The sequence below is a fragment of the Streptococcus oralis genome, assembly GCF_003942585.1.
Lineage (GTDB): Bacteria > Bacillota > Bacilli > Lactobacillales > Streptococcaceae > Streptococcus > Streptococcus oralis_BE.
The window spans coordinates 1-17,563 of record NZ_RJNK01000013.1 but is presented as its reverse complement, the minus strand read 5'-3'; the positions used below and the strand labels follow the sequence as shown (position 1 = coordinate 17,563).

The window sequence follows — 17,563 nt, the reverse complement described above, 5'->3', positions numbered from 1 at the left end:
CTCACCGTTCTCTATGGTAATTATAATGAATTATTTTTAAAGTTAAACCATAATACATTAGTTGATATTAAGTCAAAGTTGGAATCATTAAAATTGAAACACGCAAGATATTATATTTCAAAGATAAGCAAATACGATCTTAAATATAATCCTGGAAACTGTACTCTGTCACCACTTGCAGCATTTGCAGAAATTGATGAAATTTATATTGAATTATCAAAAATTGGTTTGGTAAATATTGTAAATAAAAACAATTAAGGAGAAAAAATAATGTCTAAAGAACTTTCACCTAAATACAATCCAGCCGAGGTTGAGGCTGGTCGTTACCAAAAATGGCTTGATGCGGATGTTTTCAAGCCTTCAGGCAATCAAAAGGCTAAGCCATACTCTATCGTCATTCCACCACCAAACGTAACTGGGAAACTTCACCTTGGTCACGCTTGGGACACGACTTTGCAGGATATTATCATCCGTCAAAAACGCATGCAAGGCTTTGATACGCTTTGGCTTCCAGGGATGGACCACGCTGGGATTGCGACTCAGGCTAAGGTTGAGGAGCGCTTGCGTGGTGAAGGCATTTCCCGCTATGATCTCGGTCGTGAAAAATTCCTTAACAAGGTCTGGGAATGGAAAGACGAATATGCGACGACCATCAAGGAACAATGGGGCAAGATGGGTCTCTCTGTAGACTACTCTCGCGAGCGTTTTACCCTTGACGAAGGTTTGTCAAAAGCTGTTCGCAAGGTCTTTGTCGACCTTTACAAGAAAGGCTGGATTTACCGTGGTGAGTTTATCATCAACTGGGACCCAGCTGCTCGCACAGCCTTGTCTGATATCGAGGTGATTCACAAGGATGTCGAAGGTGCCTTCTACCACATGAATTACATGCTGGAAGACGGTTCACGCGCCCTTGAAGTTGCGACAACTCGTCCTGAGACCATGTTTGGGGACGTTGCCGTTGCGGTCAATCCAGAAGACCCACGCTACAAGGACTTGATTGGCAAACATGTCGTTCTTCCAATCGCTAACAAACTCATCCCAATCGTTGGAGATGAGCACGCAGACCCTGAGTTTGGTACTGGTGTCGTGAAAATCACGCCTGCCCACGATCCAAACGACTTCTTGGTTGGTCAACGTCATAACTTGCCACAAGTCAACGTCATGAACGACGACGGAACTATGAATGACTTGGCCTTTGAATTTGCAGGCATGGCTCGTTTTGAAGCTCGTAAGGCAGTCGTTGCTAAGTTGGAAGAAATCGGTGCCCTCGTTAAAATCGAAAAACGTGTCCACAGTGTTGGTCACTCAGAGCGTACAGGTGTCGTGGTGGAACCACGCTTGTCTACGCAATGGTTCGTCAAGATGGACCAATTGGCGAAAAACGCCATTGCCAACCAAGACACAGAGGACAAGGTAGAATTCTACCCACCTCGTTTCAACGATACCTTCCTCCAATGGATGGAAAATGTCCACGACTGGGTTATCTCTCGTCAGCTCTGGTGGGGTCACCAAATCCCTGCTTGGTACAATGCCGAGGGTGAAATGTACGTCGGTGAAGAAGCTCCAGAAGGTGAGGGATGGACTCAGGACGAAGACGTCTTAGATACTTGGTTTAGCTCTGCCCTTTGGCCATTCTCAACCATGGGTTGGCCGGATGTCGACTCAGAAGACTTCAAACGTTATTATCCAACATCAACTTTGGTGACTGGTTATGATATTATCCCGTTCTGGGTATCTCGAATGATTTTCCAAGGTTTGGAATTTACTGGCAAGTCGCCATTCAAAAATGCCTTGATTCATGGTCTCATTCGTGATGAGGAAGGCCGTAAGATGTCTAAATCACTGGGCAATGGGATTGATCCGATGGATGTTATTGATAAGTACGGAACAGATAGCCTGCGTTGGTTCCTTTCAAACGGCTCTGCACCAGGCCAAGACGTGCGCTTCTCATACGAGAAAATGGATGCTTCATGGAACTTCATTAACAAGATTTGGAACATCTCTCGCTACATCCTCATGAACAATGAAGGATTGACCCTCGAGCAAGCAACAGCCAATGTCGAAAAAGTTGTTAACAAGGAAGCTGGAAATGTCACTGACCGCTGGATTCTCCACAACCTCAATGAAACCATCGGCAAAGTCACTGAAAACTTTGATAAGTTTGAGTTTGGTGTCGCTGGCCACATCCTCTACAACTTCATCTGGGATGAGTTTGCGGACTGGTACGTTGAGTTGACCAAGGAAGTCCTTTATAGCGACAACGAAGAAGAGAAAGTTATCACACGTTCTGTTCTCCTTTACACTTTGGACAAGATCCTTCGTCTCCTTCACCCAATCATGCCATTCGTGACAGAGGAAATCTTTGGACAAATCTCAGAAGGCTCTATCGTCACAGCAGCATACCCAACTGTAAACCCAGCCTTTGAAGACCTCGCAGCTCATATTGGTGTGGAAAGTCTCAAAGACTTGATCCGTGCCGTTCGGAATGCGCGTGCGGAAGTAAACGTAGCACCAAGCAAGCCTATTACCATCCTTGTTAAGACAAGCGATAGCGACTTGGAAGCCTTCTTTAACAGCAATGTGAACTACATCAAACGCTTCACAAATCCAGAACACTTAGAAATCGCTTCAAACATCCCTGCGCCTGAACTTGCTATGTCAAGCGTCATCACAGGAGCAGAAATCTACCTGCCACTGGCAGACCTCCTCAATGTCGAAGAAGAACTAGCTCGCCTCGACAAGGAACTCGCTAAATGGCAAAAAGAACTGGACATGGTCGGTAAGAAGCTCTCTAACGAACGCTTCGTAGCCAACGCCAAACCAGAAGTCGTCCAAAAAGAACGCGACAAACAAGCCGACTACCAAGCTAAATACGACGCGACCGTCGCACGTATTGATGAGATGAAGAAGTTGGTGAAATAGAAACAGAAACACGGTGGAATGCCGTGTTTTTTTGGTATAATGAAATCAATATCTATTAATGGAGAAAGTTATGTCTAAACCCCCTCATTATGAATTGCTAAATTTAATTGACTATGGTCTTGCCAAGTTTGATAAGCTATTTATAAAAGAGTTTCAATTCTCTAGTAAATCCGAGTTTTATCGTTATATAGTTTCTTTAGGCATCGCAGAAACAACCAGTGTAGTCAAAAATAGAATGGATTTATTTGACCCCTATTTTGAGAACAATTGGAAAGGTTGGTGGCAAAAAGCCGAAGTTTACCGTTTTCGTAAAGATTTAATTGATATGATGTTTGGGAATGAAGATGTTCACAATTTTGCAGAAATCGTTAAAATGCTACTTGCAAGCGAAGGGAAGAAAACAGGTATAGCAGTCATTGAAAAGCCAATAGTTCGAACTAAATTCAAACGTCTACAAGAAACTGGAATGAAAGCAGAAAATTACTTTATACTCCATTTTGATAAAGAAGAAAAATTTCAAGGTGGACAATTAACTGATGCCCGCCTTTATGGTGATGGTTATGATTTCCAAGTAGATGTTCAAGAACATTATTACCTTGCCGAAGTTAAAGGTATTCGAAAATCTAAAGGGCGTATTCGTTTGACTGCTAGAGAATTTGAGAAAGCAAAAGAGTTTCAATCAGATTTTATTTTATCCTTGGTTACCAACCTGGATGATATTCCAAAGTTAGTATTAATCGATAATCCATTGAATCATTTTGAATTTAAAAAGAGTATCATAAAGAATGAAGTTATAGAATACAGAAGTCTTGAAGATTTATATTAGTTCCCCTTAACTTTTCCAGTTGAAGGAACGAGAAGTTTTGACAGGACAACGACTCAACGAACTAGAAATCAACGGTATTGGCTTGACCAAGTTTAAAAATGGGGAAATCGGGAATGAATTCATCTGGCTTGATACCGAAAATCCACCTAGCGATGCTATCGGCTGGGTAGCAAAGAAATAAAAAGTCCGCTGTTTTTTGTTTTGTGTTTTACAGTTTTTTCTTGACAAGTCTTTCTTTTTTATGGTATCCTGTTATGCAACAAGTGTTGCGTAACAAATGTTGCGCGAAAGGAGTCTTATGCCACCAAAGGTTAAATTTAGTAAAGAGACTATCATTGGGACAGCTTTACAATTGGTGAGAGAAGAGGGCATGGCTAGTTTGACGGCTCGAGCATTAGCAGAGCAACTGGGAGCCACACCGAGAGTGATTTTTGGGCAATTTGCCAATATGGCCGAGTTACAAGCAGAGGTTATTGTTGCTGCAGAGATGGTCGTAGTGGAGTATATACGAAAGGCTTTAGAAGATGAGAAGCCTTTTCAATCTGTCGGGGTTGCTTATATCCTGTTCGCCTCAAAAGAGCCCCAACTTTTTCAATTGCTTTTCCAAAATCCTAGCAAAGATCCGATTCGTCGCTTTCAAGATTTTCTTCCCATGAAGGATCATAGTTACCAATTGGTTCTGGAATCGATTGTAGCAGACTATCCATTGACGTTAGAGGAGGCTAGTCGCCTGTACCAGCATTTATTTATCTACTCACACGGCATGGCCTCTATGGTTGCTTCTGGTATTTATCAATTCAGCATGGAAGAAGTGATTGGATTACTGACAGAGGTTTGTCAATCTCTCATCAAAGAAATGTTAGGAAAGAAATGATTCAACTAGAAAATGTGCACAAAAGTTACGGCCAAACCAAGGTTTTAAAAGGGATTGATTTGCAGATTCAAGACCAGGATGATGTGGTTATCCTCGGTCCTTCTGGATCAGGCAAGTCAACTCTCTTAAACGTTCTGTCAGGTTTAGAAAAGGTAGACGAGGGACATATCCTCATTCAAGGACAGGATTTGGCTCAACTCACAGATACTCAATTGACAGCCTTTAGACGTGAGAAGATTGCCTTTATCTTTCAGCAGTATTATTTATTGCCTAATCTAACAGTCAGACAGAATGTAAAGATGGGGGCAGACCTGGCAAACAATCATGATTTTTTGCAGATTATCGAGGATTTGGGACTTGGCGATAAGCTGGACAAGTATCCGAGTGAATTGTCAGGTGGGGAACAGCAGAGAGTCTCCATTGCTCGGGCCTTGGCCAAAAAGCCAGAGATTCTTTTCTTAGATGAACCGACGGGAGCCCTGGATGAAGAAACAGGGCGCAAGATTCTCGACTATATCTGGAAGTTGAAGGAAAAGCTAGGCTTTACCCTAATCATGGTGACACACAACCAAAATATTGCGGATATGGCCAGAACCATCATTCGCGTCAATAGTGGCAAAATTACTGAAGTTGTGACCAATGATCAGCCACAGACTGCTTATGAGATTGGATGGTAAGCCATGTTTTCAGTAAAAGATATTCGAAAATTAGTTGTCGTCAGTATCATTGGAGCCTGTGCGGTTTTTGTGGCCAATCTCTTCTTGAATTTTTATCTTGATATCAAGCAGTTGGAAATTTCTAAAACCAATCCGATGATTATGGTCTATTATGATGCCCAGGTTTCACTTTCCTGGATGGTGGCCATGGTCAGTGGGGTTGTCTTGTCCTTGACGTCGATCCTTCTCATGTGCTTTTATATCAAACAATTTGTCGATGACCACAAGGAGCAATTAGGGATTTTAAAGGCTTTAGGCTATAGCAATGGCCAGTTGGCTAAACGATTTTGGGCTTTTGGACTCAGTTTTGGAGTTGGAGCGCTTCTTGGCTATTTAGCTTCTTTTCTAATGATGGGACATTTTTATGACTTCCGGAATGAAAAGGGGATTTTGCCAGAAATCACCATTCATTTTCACTGGCAGCTCTTGATTGCTTTAGTGATACTGCCAACGACTTTCTTTATGGTTCTTGCGATTGGTTATGCTAGAAGACAACTACAAACGCCGGCCCTTCGCTTATTGAAAAAATCTCCAACATCGATTAAGGTCAAAAGGGGAAAAAGTGCTCCTAAGAAAGAAAAATCCTTCCTAAAAGAGCTGTCTTCGTCGCTGATTTGGGGGAGAAAATCGATCCTGTTTTTTGTAGTCTTTGGCTCTATGTGTTTTGCGGCCATGGTTCAATTGTCCTTTGGTCTAAGGGACTACACAGATGACATCATCCAAACCATGATGATCATGATTGGCTTGATCCTTTCTTTCTCTATTCTCTTTTTGTCATTGGGGATTGTCGTCTCAGAAAGTCGCGAAACCCTGGCTCTTATGAAGGCTTTTGGCTACACAAATCGTGAATGCCAAGGTCATATCCTATCTCCCCATCGTTTCTGGGCCTATCTAGGATTTGTTCTTGGGACGACTTATCAGTATGCTATCATGGAGATCTTGATTGGTGTGATCAAAGATACGGTTCCTGAAAAGATTGAGCATCACTTTGATAGGAATGTTTGCTTCTGGACTTTGATCGGTTTTGCTGTGGTTTATGAAAGCCTCTTTTATCTATCCAACAGAAAACTCCAAAAGCAAACCATCAAAGAAGTACTCTTAGCTGAATAAATAGAGAAGGTTGGATTCTCCAGCCTTTTTCTTATGAAACTCATTAACAAGAGAAGGATTTTTCACTATTCTAGGGAAAATGAAATAAAGGAAAGAAAACGAAGTTACTGGCAGGACCTGAAATGATCTTTTTACTTGATTTGATGCAACAAATAATCCTTTATCTCTGTAGGAATCCTCTTGCAGTTTGTGGTTGGTATTGGAGTTGCAGCCTTGAGTTATAAATAAATCAATATACCTGTGGTCATGTTACACAGGTCTTTCAATTAGCTGAAATATTTCACCTTTATTTTTTCTTAACCTTTGACTATTCGGCAAAATTATCGTACAATAAAGAGTACATGATAAAATGAGGTCAGAGTCTGTCTGCTCTGACGATAGTAGTAAAAATGAGGAGAAACGCTTTGGAATTAGAAGTATTTGCTGGGCAAGAAAAAAGTGAACTATCTATGATTGAGGTAGCGCGTGCTATCTTGGAACTTCGTGGTCGCGATCATGAGATGCATTTTAGCGATCTTGTTAACGAAATTCAAAACTACCTTGGAACATCAAACAGCGATATCCGCGAAGCTTTGCCTTTGTTCTACACAGAGTTGAACTTTGACGGTAGCTTCATCTCTCTTGGAGACAACAAATGGGGGCTTCGTTCATGGTATGGCGTAGACGAAATCGACGAAGAAATCATCGCTCTTGAAGAAAGTGACGATGATGAAGTAGCACCAAAAGCTAAGAAACAGCGTGTTAATGCCTTCATGGATGGAGATTCAGATGCCATTGACTACAATGCGGATGATCCAGAAGATGAAGATGCATACGAAGCAGATCCAGCTCTTTCATATGATGATGAAAATCCAGATGATGAGAAAAATGAAGTGGAAGCTTACGATGCGGAAATCAACGAAATCGCTCCTGATGACTTGGGTGAAGATGTGGATCTCAACGAAGAAGACGACGAGTTCTCAGATGATGACGCTGAAACGAGCGACGAAGTATAAGAAGCCTCACAGAGGAGATCGGTTTGATCTTCTCTTTTTATTTGTCGGGAGAGAGTTGGTGATTTCCTTGAAATCAGGCGCTAGAAGGTGTAAAATAAAAGTAGAAAGTTGAGCATTTTTCAAAGGAGGTACCTGCCGATGGAGTTTCGTTTAGATAAAAGTTTGTATGACTTGGGGATCAAGAATGTCGTGATTGGTATTGCTAAAAACGTCGATCCTCATGCTGATTTACCTCTTGCTTTTCTGAAAAAGAAAGAGGAGAGGGAGAAATGGGCGCTAGAGTGTGATGTAAAAGAAGTTCAAGAGTCTCTTGTTGTCCAAGGTTATAGGCAGTTGCTCCAGCGAGTCGGGCGTAGCGTCAAGAAAAATCCACCGACAGTGGTCGCCCTCATTCGCAATATCCAGCATCGTGGCTCTCTCCCTCACATCAATAGTATCATCGATATCTACAATGTAGAGGCGCTTTCTTCTTTGCTGGCGATTGGTGGGCATGATTTGGATAAGATTGGAGGGCAGATAGAGTTTTCTGTTAGCCAAAGGGAGGACATTTTCCTACCTATCTTGTCAACGGAGAAGCACGTTGCGCAGACGGACTACGTCTATCGTGATGATAAAGGAGTTCTAGCTTGGCTGGATGTCCGCGATAGTGAACATTACAAATTTGATGAAGATACAAAAAATGCTATTTTCATCATTCAAGGAAATGAAAACACTTCTGTCGAGATGCGTTTAGAAGCGTTAGAAGAAATTGAAAAGGATTTGGTTGCTTGCATGCCTAATTTGCAGTTTGAAAAGAAAGTCATTTCTCTTGAAGAAGACCGCACGGTGGTTCAGGACATTTACTGAGTTTTATAGCACCCACTTTATGGTATGTAAACAAAGGAGGAAAGTGCTATGAAGTCCAATGCTTGGATAAAGGACAAGGACAAGTGGTACTATCTGAATTCCTCAGGTAAAATGCTTCGCAACACCTACACACCTGATGGTTATTATGTCGGCAACTCAGGCGCTTGGCAATAAGAATTAGATGTCCTCTTTCCTCATTGAGGGAAGGGGATTTTCCTTGGCTATATACTGCTTCCCTATTTGTCCTAGAGCCCTTTTTGTGTTACAATGAATGGTATGAAAGCTAAGAAATTATGGATGACTGGCTTGACTGTGGCTGGTCTAAGTGCCCTTGCTTTAGGGGCTAAAAAAGCAGCAGATAATCACAAACTCATGAAGACTCAAGAAGAGTTGACCGCTATCGTGCGCGAACTTTTCTCAGATATGGGTGAGATTGCGACTCTCTATGTTCAAGTCTACGAAAGTAGCCTAGAGCGACTTGTCGGAGGAGTCATTTTCGAGGATGGCTGTCATTATACCTTTGTCTATGAAAATGAAGACCTAGTCTATGAGGAGGAAGTCTTATGATTACTCCTAATAGTATAGAAGAGCTAGCAGGTTTTGTCGAGCAAGATGGCAAGAAGGTCTTCCTTTTTGTGGCGGACTGGTGTGGCGATTGTCGTTATATCTATCCAGCCTTGCCAGAGATTGAGGAAACCAATCCAGAGTTCACCTTTATTCGAGTGGACCGAGACCAGTATCTGGATCTAGCTAAACTCTGGGATGTTTACGGGATTCCTAGTCTTGTTGTTCTAGAAAAGGACAAGGAAATCGGTCGTTTTGTCAACCGTGACCGTAAAAGCAAGGAACAAATTAACGACTTTTTAGCAGGACTGAAGTAGGAGAAAAGGAAACAATGATTTTTACATATAACAAAGAACATGTCGGCGATGTCCTTATGATCATCGTGAAAAACAGCGGAGATGCCAAACTGGACGTGGAGCGTAAAGGCAAGGTAGCCCGTGTTTTCCTCAAAGAAAATGGAGAAACAGTAGCTTGGAATATTTTCGAAGTTTCAAGTTTGTTTGAAATTGCGGAGCGCGGTCAAGTCTTTTTATCAGATGAGCAAGTAGAACGTTTGAACCAAGAATTGCGGGCGGAAGGATTTGCAGAAGAAATTGTCAATGACAAGGAACCTAAGTTTGTTGTTGGTGAGATTGTCGAGATGGTAGCTCATCCAGATAGTGACCACCTTAACATCTGCCAAGTTGCAGTCGCAAGTGACAAGACAGTGCAAATCGTTGCAGGGGCTCCCAATGCGCGTGTCGGATTGAAAACCATTGTGGCTCTTCCTGGAACGATGATGCCAAAAGGCAATCTCATTTTCCCAGGCGAACTTCGTGGCGAGAAGAGTTTTGGTATGATGTGTAGCCCTCGTGAACTTGCCTTGCCAAATGCTCCGCAAAAACGTGGGGTTATTGAATTATCAGAAGACCAAGTTGTCGGAACTCCATTTGATCCAGCCAAACACTGGACTGCCTAGGAAATTGTCAGTGTTTGATAGACTAGATAGAGGGGGATAAGATGGCAAAAAATGTAGTGATTACAGGAGCAACCTCAGGAATCGGTGAAGCGATTGCGCGTGCTTATCTGGAGCAGGGGGAGAATGTCGCTCTAACAGGGCGACGGACAGACAGACTAGAGGCCCTCAAGTCAGAGTTTGCAGAAACTTTTCCAAATCAAACAGTTTGGACCTTTCCACTGGATGTGACGGATATGACCATGGTCAAGACTATCTGCTCCGATATTTTAGAAACGATAGGGCAGATTGATATTTTGGTCAATAATGCTGGACTGGCTCTTGGCTTGGCTCCCTATCAGGACTATGAAGAATTGGATATGCTGACCATGTTGGATACCAATGTCAAGGGGTTGATGGCAGTTACTCGTTGTTTCTTGCCTTCCATGGTAAAAGCCAATCAAGGCCATATCATCAATATGGGGTCAACTGCAGGAATTTACGCCTACGCTGGTGCAGCGGTCTATTCAGCCACCAAGGCAGCTGTCAAGACTTTTTCAGATGGACTGCGAATTGATACCATCGCAACGGATATCAAGGTGACCACCATTCAGCCAGGGATTGTCGAAACAGATTTCTCTACAGTTCGTTTTCACGGTGATAAAGAGCGAGCTGAGGCGGTCTATCAGGGAATTGAGGCCTTGCAGGCACAAGACATCGCAGATACGGTTGTTTATGTGACCAGTCAGCCCCGTCGTGTGCAGATTACAGATATGACCATTATGGCCAATCAACAGGCGACTGGATTTATGGTTCATAAAAAGTAAAAAATTTCCTCGAAAAGTTACAAATTTCTGTAACTTTTTTTGATTTCCTGCGAATAGATAAGTAGGAGGATGAAAAATGTATAATAAAGTTATCATGATTGGGCGTTTGACGTCTACACCAGAATTGCACAAAACCAACAATGACAAGTCAGTAGCGCGCGCAACGATTGCTGTGAATCGTCGATACAAAGACCAAAATGGCGAACGCGAAGCCGACTTTATCAATCTTGTTCTTTGGGGAAAATTGGCTGAAACCTTGGCAAGTTACGCAACTAAAGGTAGCCTCATTTCTGTTGATGGGGAATTGCGTACCCGTCGCTTTGAGAAAAATGGGCAGATGAACTATGTGACCGAAGTTCTCGTGACAGGTTTCCAACTCTTGGAAAGCCGCGCCCAACGTGCCTTGCGTGAAAATAACGCAGGACAGGATTTGGCAGATTTGGTTTTGGAAGAGGAAGAATTGCCATTTTAATACTCTTCGAAAATCTCTTCAAACCACGTCAGCTTCACCTTGCCGTAGGTATGGTTACTGACTTCGTCAGTTCTATCCACAACCTCAAAACACTGTTTTGAGTAACCTGGGGCTAGCTTCCTAGTTTGCACTTTGATTTTCATTGAGTATAAGCATTAAAAAGTCTGAGTTGGTCTCAGGCTTTTTATCTTGAGAAAGTCAGACTTTTTTCTTGACTATTTCTGACCAAGTGATACAATAGAACCATAAATTAGCACTCAGATATAAAGAGTGCTAATAATATGTAGTTCATCATGGAGGAAAACAGATGTTGAAACCATTAGGAGACCGTGTGGTCTTGAAAATCGAAGAAAAAGAACAAACTGTTGGGGGCTTTGTCCTTGCAGGCTCAGCCCAAGAAAAAACAAAAACAGCCCAAGTTGTAGCTACTGGACAAGGTGTTCGTACCTTGAACGGTGACTTGGTAGCTCCAAGCGTTAAGCCTGGAGACCGAGTCTTAGTTGAAGCTCATGCAGGTCTTGATGTCAAAGATGGCGATGAAAAGTACATCATCGTTGGCGAAGCCAACATCTTGGCGATCATTGAAGAATAGAAGGAGAAGTAAGTATGTCAAAAGAAATTAAATTTTCATCTGATGCTCGTTCAGCTATGGTTCGTGGTGTCGATATCCTTGCAGACACTGTTAAAGTAACCTTGGGACCAAAAGGTCGTAATGTTGTGTTGGAAAAATCATTCGGTTCACCCTTGATTACCAATGATGGTGTAACCATTGCCAAAGAAATCGAGTTGGAAGACCATTTTGAAAATATGGGTGCTAAATTGGTGTCAGAAGTGGCTTCAAAGACCAACGATATCGCAGGTGATGGAACAACAACTGCAACTGTTTTGACTCAAGCTATCGTCCGCGAAGGAATCAAAAACGTCACAGCAGGTGCTAATCCAATCGGCATTCGTCGTGGGATTGAAGCAGCAGTTGCCGCAGCTGTAGAAGCCTTGAAAAACAATGCCATTCCAGTTGCTAATAAAGAAGCCATCGCTCAGGTTGCTGCTGTATCTTCTCGTTCTGAGAAAGTCGGTGAATACATCTCTGAAGCTATGGAAAAAGTTGGCAAAGACGGAGTCATCACCATCGAAGAGTCACGCGGTATGGAAACAGAGCTTGAAGTCGTAGAAGGAATGCAGTTTGACCGTGGCTACCTTTCACAGTACATGGTAACAGATAGCGAAAAGATGGTGGCTGACCTTGAAAATCCATACATCTTGATTACTGATAAGAAGATTTCAAATATCCAAGAAATCTTGCCACTTCTAGAAAGTATTCTCCAAAGCAATCGTCCTCTCCTGATTATTGCGGATGATGTAGATGGTGAAGCTCTTCCGACTCTTGTATTGAACAAGATTCGTGGAACCTTCAATGTCGTTGCCGTCAAAGCTCCTGGCTTTGGTGACCGTCGTAAAGCCATGCTTGAAGACATCGCTATTTTGACAGGTGGAACTGTCATCACAGAAGACCTTGGTCTTGAGTTGAAAGATGCGACGATTGAGGCGCTTGGTCAAGCTGCTAGAGTGACTGTGGACAAAGACAGCACGGTTATCGTAGAAGGTGCTGGCAATCCTGAAGCTATTTCTCACCGTGTTGCGGTTATCAAGTCTCAAATCGAAACCACAACCTCTGAATTTGACCGTGAAAAATTGCAAGAACGCTTGGCAAAATTGTCAGGTGGTGTCGCTGTTATCAAGGTCGGTGCTGCAACTGAAACTGAGTTGAAAGAAATGAAACTCCGCATTGAAGATGCCCTCAACGCTACTCGTGCAGCTGTTGAAGAAGGAATCGTTGCAGGTGGTGGAACAGCCCTTGTAAATGTTATCCCTGCCGTAGCTGATTTGGAATTGACAGGAGACGAAGCAACGGGCCGCAATATTGTTCTCCGTGCTTTGGAAGAACCTGTTCGTCAAATCGCCCACAATGCAGGATTTGAAGGATCTATCGTTATCGATCGTTTGAAAAATGCGGAAGTTGGCACAGGTTTCAACGCAGCAACTGGCGAGTGGGTCAACATGATTGAAGAGGGAATCATCGACCCAGTTAAAGTGAGCCGTTCAGCTCTACAAAATGCAGCATCTGTAGCCAGCTTGATTTTGACAACAGAAGCAGTCGTAGCCAATAAACCGGAACCAGCAGCCCCAGCTCCAGCCATGGATCCAAGCATGATGGGCGGCATGATGTAAAAGTAACTTATAAAAAACACAAACGGAGGGAAGAACATTCCCTCCTTTTATGGTTTTCTCTTCTAAAATTGATTTGAGCTCTCCTAACTTATATGATAAAATAAGACTAGAAAAAGGAGAAGAACATGATTGATGTAGAAGAAATTCTGAGCAAGATGAATCCCAATCAGAAGATTAATTATGACCGTGTTATGCAAAAAATGGTTCAAGTTTGGGAGAAAAATGAGCAACGTCCCACTATTCTCATGCATGTTTGCTGTGCTCCTTGTAGTACCTACACCCTAGAATACCTGACCAAATACGCGGATGTGACCATCTATTTTGCCAATTCCAATATCCATCCCAAGGCAGAATACCACAAGCGAGCTTACGTCACCAAGAAATTTGTCAGTGATTTCAATGAGCGGACAGGTAATACGGTCCAGTATTTAGAAGCCCCATATGAACCCAATGAATACCGGAAGTTAGTTAGAGGACTAGAAGAAGAACCCGAAGGTGGTGACCGTTGCAAGGTTTGTTTTGACTACCGTTTGGACAAAACAGCACAGGTAGCTATGGATTTGGGCTTTGACTACTTTGGTTCAGCTTTGACCATCAGTCCTCATAAGAATTCTCAAACCATCAACAGCATCGGAATCGATGTACAAAAGATTTATACCACCCACTATCTTCCAAGTGATTTCAAGAAAAATCAAGGCTACAAGCGCTCGGTAGAGATGTGCGAGGAGTATGATATCTATCGTCAATGTTATTGTGGATGCGTCTATGCAGCTCAAGCCCAGAACATAGATCTTGTTCAGGTTAAGAAGGATGCCACAGCTTTCTTGTTGGATAAGGATGTTGAAAAAGACTATTCCCATATCAAGTTTACTGTCACTAAATTAGATATATAGCAATTAACCCAGCTTCCAGGCTGGGTTTTTCAAATAAAAAACCAGGGCTCTCACCCCAGTTTGACAACTTTACCGATTCTTTAGTTCTATGTAGCGTTTGTACCAAATGTTGACATAGGCCTCTGAGAAAGGACCGCGTCCATTGTTGATCCAATCAACAAGGATTTTAACATGCTCTTTCAAAATATAGTCTAAATCATCAGAATACTTCATTTTGCGTTTATGGCGCTCATACTCTTCAACGTCCAAGAGACGTTTTTCACCATCAGTGAAGACCTTGACATCCAAATCATAATCAATGTATTTCAGGGCTTCCTCATCTAGATAGTAGGGGCTGGCCATATTGCAATAGTAGGAAATCCCATTATCGCGAATCATGGCAATGATATTAAACCAATATTTTTTGTGAAAGTAAACAATAGCCGGTTCTCGAGTCACCCAACGACGACCGTCACTTTCGGTAACAAGTGTGTGGTCGTTGACGCCAATAATAGCGTTCTCTGTTGTTTTTAGTACCATGGTGTCCCGCCAAGTACGGTGAAGACTCCCATCATGCTTATAACTTTGAATTGTAATAAAGTCGCCTTCTTTTGGAAGTTTCATAACTAACCAACTTTCTACAATTTATAAGTTTATCGTCTACTATTATATCATAAATTGGTCTAATTTTTTTGAATTTTACATGAAAATGTTAAAGATATTCTCTGAGAGCGCTGGCTATATCCGAAAAATCATAGCCCTTTCTAGCCAAAACTTGAGTCAATCGTTGCTTTAGTTCGTAACCTTCATATTTGCGAGTGTATTTAGTATATTGTTTGTCTAACTCTTTGAAAATGAGTTCCTGAGTCGTTTCTTGGTCAATTTGACTATCCAAGTCATCAAAAGCATTTTTAGCATCAGAATAGGAGAAGCCTTTGTTCGTCAAGTTTTGAATAATCTTATCCTGCAAGGCACGAGCGGGAAGCTTTCCATTGTATTTTTTAAGCAGTTTTTCTGCAACACGTTGAGCAACCTCTGAAAAATCAAAATCCTTTGAAACATCTTCAATAGTTGATTTGGCAATCCCTTTTTGAGACAGTTTTTGAGCCAGCACATAGGGTCCCTTATCTCCAGAAAGTTGATTGGCATGGATGATAGAGTAGGCATACTGACAATCATTAATCCAGTTGTCTTCTTTAAGATTAGCGATAACTTGACTAATGATTATTTCTTCAATATCATACTTTTTCAGATACTCTCGCACTTCCTTTTCAGTACGAGACTTGAAGGATAAATGGTAGAGGGCGAGATTCTTACCATAAGAAAACTGAGCAAAGCCCTGTATCTCGATTAATTCTTCCTTGCTAACCACCTTATCTTTAGACAACATAAAACGGACAATGGTATCCTCCGTGATATAAGAGGTTTGCTGTCCATCTAGTTCCATCAAGTAGAGACGTTTTTTCTTTTCAAGTTTTGTGATTTTCATAGTTCTATTATACCCTAAAATGTGATAAGATAGGGGTATGAATCTGAAAGTCAAACAAAAAATACCTTTAAAAATCAAGCGGATGGGCATCAATGGCGAGGGAATCGGATTTTACCAAAAAACTTTAGTATTTGTGCCTGGAGCCCTCAAAGGAGAAGATATCTATTGTCAAATTACTTCTATTAAACGCAACTTTGTTGAAGCCAAATTACTAAAGGTTAATAAGAAGTCTAAATTTCGAGTCGTACCAGCTTGTACGATTTATAATGAATGTGGTGGTTGCCAAATCATGCACCTTCACTACGATAAACAGTTGGAGTTCAAAACGGATTTGCTCCACCAAGCCCTGAAAAAATTTGCTCCTGCAGGATATGAAAACTATGAAATCCGTCCAACTATCGGAATGCAGAAACCAAAGTACTACCGTGCTAAGCTTCAATTTCAGACTCGGAAATTCAACAATCAGGTCAAGTCAGGTTTGTATGCGCAAAACTCTCATTATCTCGTAGAGTTGAAAGACTGTTTGGTGCAAGATAAGGAAACCCAAGTGATTGCGAATCGCCTAGCTGAGCTTCTCACTTACCATCAAATTCCCATCACCGATGAGAGAAAAACACTAGGCGTTCGCACCATCATGGTACGTCGAGCGAGAAAAACTGGACAAGTCCAGATTATCATTGTCACAAATCGCCAGCTTAATTTAAATCAACTAGTCAAAGACCTGGTCAAGGATTTTCCAGAAGTCGTTACGGTTGCAGTCAATACAAATACAGCAAAAACAAGTGAAATCTATGGTGAAAAGACAGAAATTATCTGGGGCCAAGAGAGTATTCGAGAAGGAGTACTCGACTACGAGTTTTCTCTCTCCCCTCGAGCCTTCTATCAGCTCAATCCAGAGCAGACCGAGATTCTCTATAGTGAAGCAGTTAAGGCTCTGGATGTCAGCAAAGAAGACCATCTGATTGATGCGTATTGCGGTGTTGGGACAATTGGATTCGCCTTCGCAAATAAGGTCAAGAGTCTCAGAGGGATGGATATTATTCCAGAAGCCATTGAAGATGCCAAGCTAAATGCTCAAAGAATGGGTTTTGACAATACCCATTACGAAGCGGGGACAGCTGAAGAAATCATTCCACGCTGGTATCAAGAGGGTTACCGAGCGAATGCACTGATAGTAGACCCTCCTCGTACGGGTTTAGATGATAAGTTGTTGGATACCATTCTGACTTATGTTCCAGAAAAAATGGTCTATGTATCCTGCAATGTTTCGACCTTGGCACGAGATTTAGTTAAACTAGTAAAAGTCTATGATCTTCAGTATATCCAGTCAGTCGATATGTTTCCCCACACTGCACGGACAGAAGCAGTGGTTAAGTTAGTGAAGAAAAGAAAAAATTAAATTCACTGAAAAAAGTTCTTGACAAAGAGGAAAAAGTAGGTATAATAGAAAGAGTTGAAAAACTCAAGGTCCGTTGGTCAAGGGGTTAAGACACCGCCTTTTCACGGCGGTAACACGGGTTCGAATCCCGTACGGACTATGGGTGTATNGCAGGGANGAAAAAAGTAAAAAAAGTTTCAAAAAAGTGTTGACATAGNTCANCAGCTGTGATATACTAATATAGTTGTCGCTTGAGAGANATTGAGTGACAAAGACCTTTGAAAACTGAACAAGACGAACCAATGTGCAGGGCACTATAACTAAGGTTATAGTACTGAACAATGAAAAAAACAATAAATCTGTCAGTGACAGAAATGAGTGAGAACTCAAACTTTTAATGAGAGTTTGATCCTGGCTCAGGACGAACGCTGGCGGCGTGCCTAATACATGCAAGTAGAACGCTGAAGAGAGGAGCTTGCTCTTCTTGGATGAGTTGCGAACGGGTGAGT

At 42.0% G+C, this 17,563-nt stretch carries 19 protein-coding genes, 1 tRNA gene, 1 rRNA gene and 2 pseudogenes; 21 read left to right on the top strand and 2 right to left on the bottom strand.

Annotated features, from left to right (window positions below):
* The 18 genes and pseudogenes from D8862_RS09230 to D8862_RS09140 all read left to right on the top strand — a co-directional run.
* Positions 1 to 258 (top strand): annotated as a pseudogene (locus D8862_RS09230) (ribosome-binding factor A); the annotation flags it as partial.
* Positions 259 to 270: 12 nt separating this feature from the next.
* Positions 271 to 2,922, top strand: a complete 2,652-nt coding sequence (locus tag D8862_RS09225) for a valine--tRNA ligase (RefSeq protein WP_125450142.1) — start codon at positions 271 to 273, stop codon at positions 2,920 to 2,922.
* A gap of 70 nt (positions 2,923 to 2,992) precedes the next feature.
* Entirely contained in the window at positions 2,993 to 3,748 is a 756-nt protein-coding gene (locus tag D8862_RS09220) for a protein NO VEIN domain-containing protein (protein WP_125450140.1), read from the top strand.
* Positions 3,749 to 3,785: 37 nt separating this feature from the next.
* The gene (locus tag D8862_RS09215; RefSeq protein WP_185760860.1) at positions 3,786 to 3,929 is read left to right on the top strand and encodes a hypothetical protein; all 144 of its coding nucleotides are present in this window, start codon (positions 3,786 to 3,788) and stop codon (positions 3,927 to 3,929) included.
* A 117-nt stretch (positions 3,930 to 4,046) separates the two neighbouring features.
* Positions 4,047 to 4,622: a TetR/AcrR family transcriptional regulator gene (locus tag D8862_RS09210; RefSeq protein ID WP_125450136.1), complete on the top strand. Its 576-nt coding sequence runs from the start codon at positions 4,047 to 4,049 to the stop codon at positions 4,620 to 4,622.
* Positions 4,619 to 5,299 carry an ABC transporter ATP-binding protein gene (locus D8862_RS09205; protein WP_125450134.1) on the top strand — a complete coding sequence of 227 codons (681 nt, stop codon included), beginning with the start codon at positions 4,619 to 4,621 and terminating at the stop codon, positions 5,297 to 5,299. The genes D8862_RS09210 and D8862_RS09205 overlap by 4 nt, the downstream gene beginning before the upstream one ends.
* Before the next feature lie 3 nt (positions 5,300 to 5,302).
* Positions 5,303 to 6,448: an FtsX-like permease family protein gene (locus D8862_RS09200; RefSeq protein WP_125450132.1), complete on the top strand. Its 1,146-nt coding sequence runs from the start codon at positions 5,303 to 5,305 to the stop codon at positions 6,446 to 6,448.
* Between the two features lie 404 nt (positions 6,449 to 6,852).
* Positions 6,853 to 7,443, top strand: a complete 591-nt coding sequence (gene rpoE / locus D8862_RS09190) for a DNA-directed RNA polymerase subunit delta (RefSeq protein WP_049537909.1) — start codon at positions 6,853 to 6,855, stop codon at positions 7,441 to 7,443.
* A 138-nt stretch (positions 7,444 to 7,581) separates the two neighbouring features.
* Positions 7,582 to 8,289, top strand: coding sequence for a B3/B4 domain-containing protein (locus D8862_RS09185; RefSeq protein WP_125450130.1), 708 nt, complete (start codon positions 7,582 to 7,584; stop codon positions 8,287 to 8,289).
* A 48-nt stretch (positions 8,290 to 8,337) separates the two neighbouring features.
* A pseudogene (locus D8862_RS09180) lies at positions 8,338 to 8,463 on the top strand (choline-binding protein A); the annotation flags it as partial.
* Between the two features lie 93 nt (positions 8,464 to 8,556).
* Complete coding sequence (locus D8862_RS09175) at positions 8,557 to 8,856, top strand: DUF4651 domain-containing protein (protein WP_125450126.1); 300 nt, start codon at positions 8,557 to 8,559, stop codon at positions 8,854 to 8,856.
* On the top strand, positions 8,853 to 9,170 hold the full coding sequence (locus tag D8862_RS09170) for a thioredoxin family protein (protein WP_061588758.1): 318 nt from the start codon (positions 8,853 to 8,855) through the stop codon (positions 9,168 to 9,170). Before D8862_RS09175 ends, D8862_RS09170 begins: the two co-directional genes overlap by 4 nt.
* 14 nt (positions 9,171 to 9,184) lie before the next feature.
* Positions 9,185 to 9,811 (top strand): YtpR family tRNA-binding protein, encoded by a 627-nt coding sequence (gene ytpR / locus D8862_RS09165; RefSeq protein WP_125450124.1) that lies wholly within the window; start codon positions 9,185 to 9,187, stop codon positions 9,809 to 9,811.
* Between the two features lie 41 nt (positions 9,812 to 9,852).
* The gene (locus tag D8862_RS09160) at positions 9,853 to 10,614 is read left to right on the top strand and encodes an SDR family NAD(P)-dependent oxidoreductase (protein WP_125450122.1); all 762 of its coding nucleotides are present in this window, start codon (positions 9,853 to 9,855) and stop codon (positions 10,612 to 10,614) included.
* Between the two features lie 76 nt (positions 10,615 to 10,690).
* Entirely contained in the window at positions 10,691 to 11,086 is a 396-nt protein-coding gene (locus D8862_RS09155) for a single-stranded DNA-binding protein (protein ID WP_125450120.1), read from the top strand.
* Between the two features lie 307 nt (positions 11,087 to 11,393).
* Positions 11,394 to 11,678, top strand: a complete 285-nt coding sequence (gene groES, locus D8862_RS09150) for a co-chaperone GroES (protein ID WP_000917328.1) — start codon at positions 11,394 to 11,396, stop codon at positions 11,676 to 11,678.
* A 14-nt stretch (positions 11,679 to 11,692) separates the two neighbouring features.
* Positions 11,693 to 13,315: a chaperonin GroEL gene (groL, locus tag D8862_RS09145; protein WP_000031559.1), complete on the top strand. Its 1,623-nt coding sequence runs from the start codon at positions 11,693 to 11,695 to the stop codon at positions 13,313 to 13,315.
* Positions 13,316 to 13,440: 125 nt separating this feature from the next.
* Positions 13,441 to 14,208, top strand: coding sequence for an epoxyqueuosine reductase QueH (locus tag D8862_RS09140; RefSeq protein ID WP_000567567.1), 768 nt, complete (start codon positions 13,441 to 13,443; stop codon positions 14,206 to 14,208).
* Positions 14,209 to 14,277: 69 nt separating this feature from the next.
* On the opposite strand, the gene ntdP is transcribed toward D8862_RS09140, so the two are convergent.
* Together ntdP and recX are read right to left on the bottom strand one after the other, a co-directional pair.
* Entirely contained in the window at positions 14,278 to 14,811 is a 534-nt protein-coding gene (gene ntdP / locus D8862_RS09135) for a nucleoside tri-diphosphate phosphatase (protein WP_000775318.1), read from the bottom strand.
* 88 nt (positions 14,812 to 14,899) lie between these two features.
* Entirely contained in the window at positions 14,900 to 15,676 is a 777-nt protein-coding gene (gene recX, locus D8862_RS09130) for a recombination regulator RecX (protein WP_125450118.1), read from the bottom strand.
* Between the two features lie 37 nt (positions 15,677 to 15,713).
* On the opposite strand from recX, the gene rlmD reads away from it, so the two are divergent.
* The 3 genes from rlmD to D8862_RS09115 form a co-directional block, all read left to right on the top strand.
* Complete coding sequence (gene rlmD / locus D8862_RS09125; RefSeq protein ID WP_125450116.1) at positions 15,714 to 17,075, top strand: 23S rRNA (uracil(1939)-C(5))-methyltransferase RlmD; 1,362 nt, start codon at positions 15,714 to 15,716, stop codon at positions 17,073 to 17,075.
* Positions 17,076 to 17,142: 67 nt separating this feature from the next.
* Positions 17,143 to 17,214, top strand: a tRNA-Glu gene (locus D8862_RS09120).
* Positions 17,215 to 17,447: 233 nt separating this feature from the next.
* Positions 17,448 to 17,563: ribosomal RNA gene (locus D8862_RS09115) — 16S ribosomal RNA — on the top strand; the annotation flags it as partial.

Coding starts and splice junctions, on each gene's coding strand:
- D8862_RS09210 (WP_125450136.1), top strand. CDS start 4,047: ATGCCACCAAAGGTTAAATTTAGTAAAGAGACTATCATTGGGACAGCT.
- D8862_RS09200 (WP_125450132.1), top strand. CDS start 5,303: ATGTTTTCAGTAAAAGATATTCGAAAATTAGTTGTCGTCAGTATCATT.
- ytpR (WP_125450124.1), top strand. CDS start 9,185: ATGATTTTTACATATAACAAAGAACATGTCGGCGATGTCCTTATGATC.
- ntdP (WP_000775318.1), bottom strand. CDS start 14,811: ATGAAACTTCCAAAAGAAGGCGACTTTATTACAATTCAAAGTTATAAG.
- groES (WP_000917328.1), top strand. CDS start 11,394: ATGTTGAAACCATTAGGAGACCGTGTGGTCTTGAAAATCGAAGAAAAA.
- D8862_RS09185 (WP_125450130.1), top strand. CDS start 7,582: ATGGAGTTTCGTTTAGATAAAAGTTTGTATGACTTGGGGATCAAGAAT.
- recX (WP_125450118.1), bottom strand. CDS start 15,676: ATGAAAATCACAAAACTTGAAAAGAAAAAACGTCTCTACTTGATGGAA.
- D8862_RS09175 (WP_125450126.1), top strand. CDS start 8,557: ATGAATGGTATGAAAGCTAAGAAATTATGGATGACTGGCTTGACTGTG.
- D8862_RS09160 (WP_125450122.1), top strand. CDS start 9,853: ATGGCAAAAAATGTAGTGATTACAGGAGCAACCTCAGGAATCGGTGAA.
- D8862_RS09155 (WP_125450120.1), top strand. CDS start 10,691: ATGTATAATAAAGTTATCATGATTGGGCGTTTGACGTCTACACCAGAA.
- D8862_RS09205 (WP_125450134.1), top strand. CDS start 4,619: ATGATTCAACTAGAAAATGTGCACAAAAGTTACGGCCAAACCAAGGTT.
- D8862_RS09220 (WP_125450140.1), top strand. CDS start 2,993: ATGTCTAAACCCCCTCATTATGAATTGCTAAATTTAATTGACTATGGT.
- D8862_RS09170 (WP_061588758.1), top strand. CDS start 8,853: ATGATTACTCCTAATAGTATAGAAGAGCTAGCAGGTTTTGTCGAGCAA.
- D8862_RS09225 (WP_125450142.1), top strand. CDS start 271: ATGTCTAAAGAACTTTCACCTAAATACAATCCAGCCGAGGTTGAGGCT.
- groL (WP_000031559.1), top strand. CDS start 11,693: ATGTCAAAAGAAATTAAATTTTCATCTGATGCTCGTTCAGCTATGGTT.
- rlmD (WP_125450116.1), top strand. CDS start 15,714: ATGAATCTGAAAGTCAAACAAAAAATACCTTTAAAAATCAAGCGGATG.
- D8862_RS09140 (WP_000567567.1), top strand. CDS start 13,441: ATGATTGATGTAGAAGAAATTCTGAGCAAGATGAATCCCAATCAGAAG.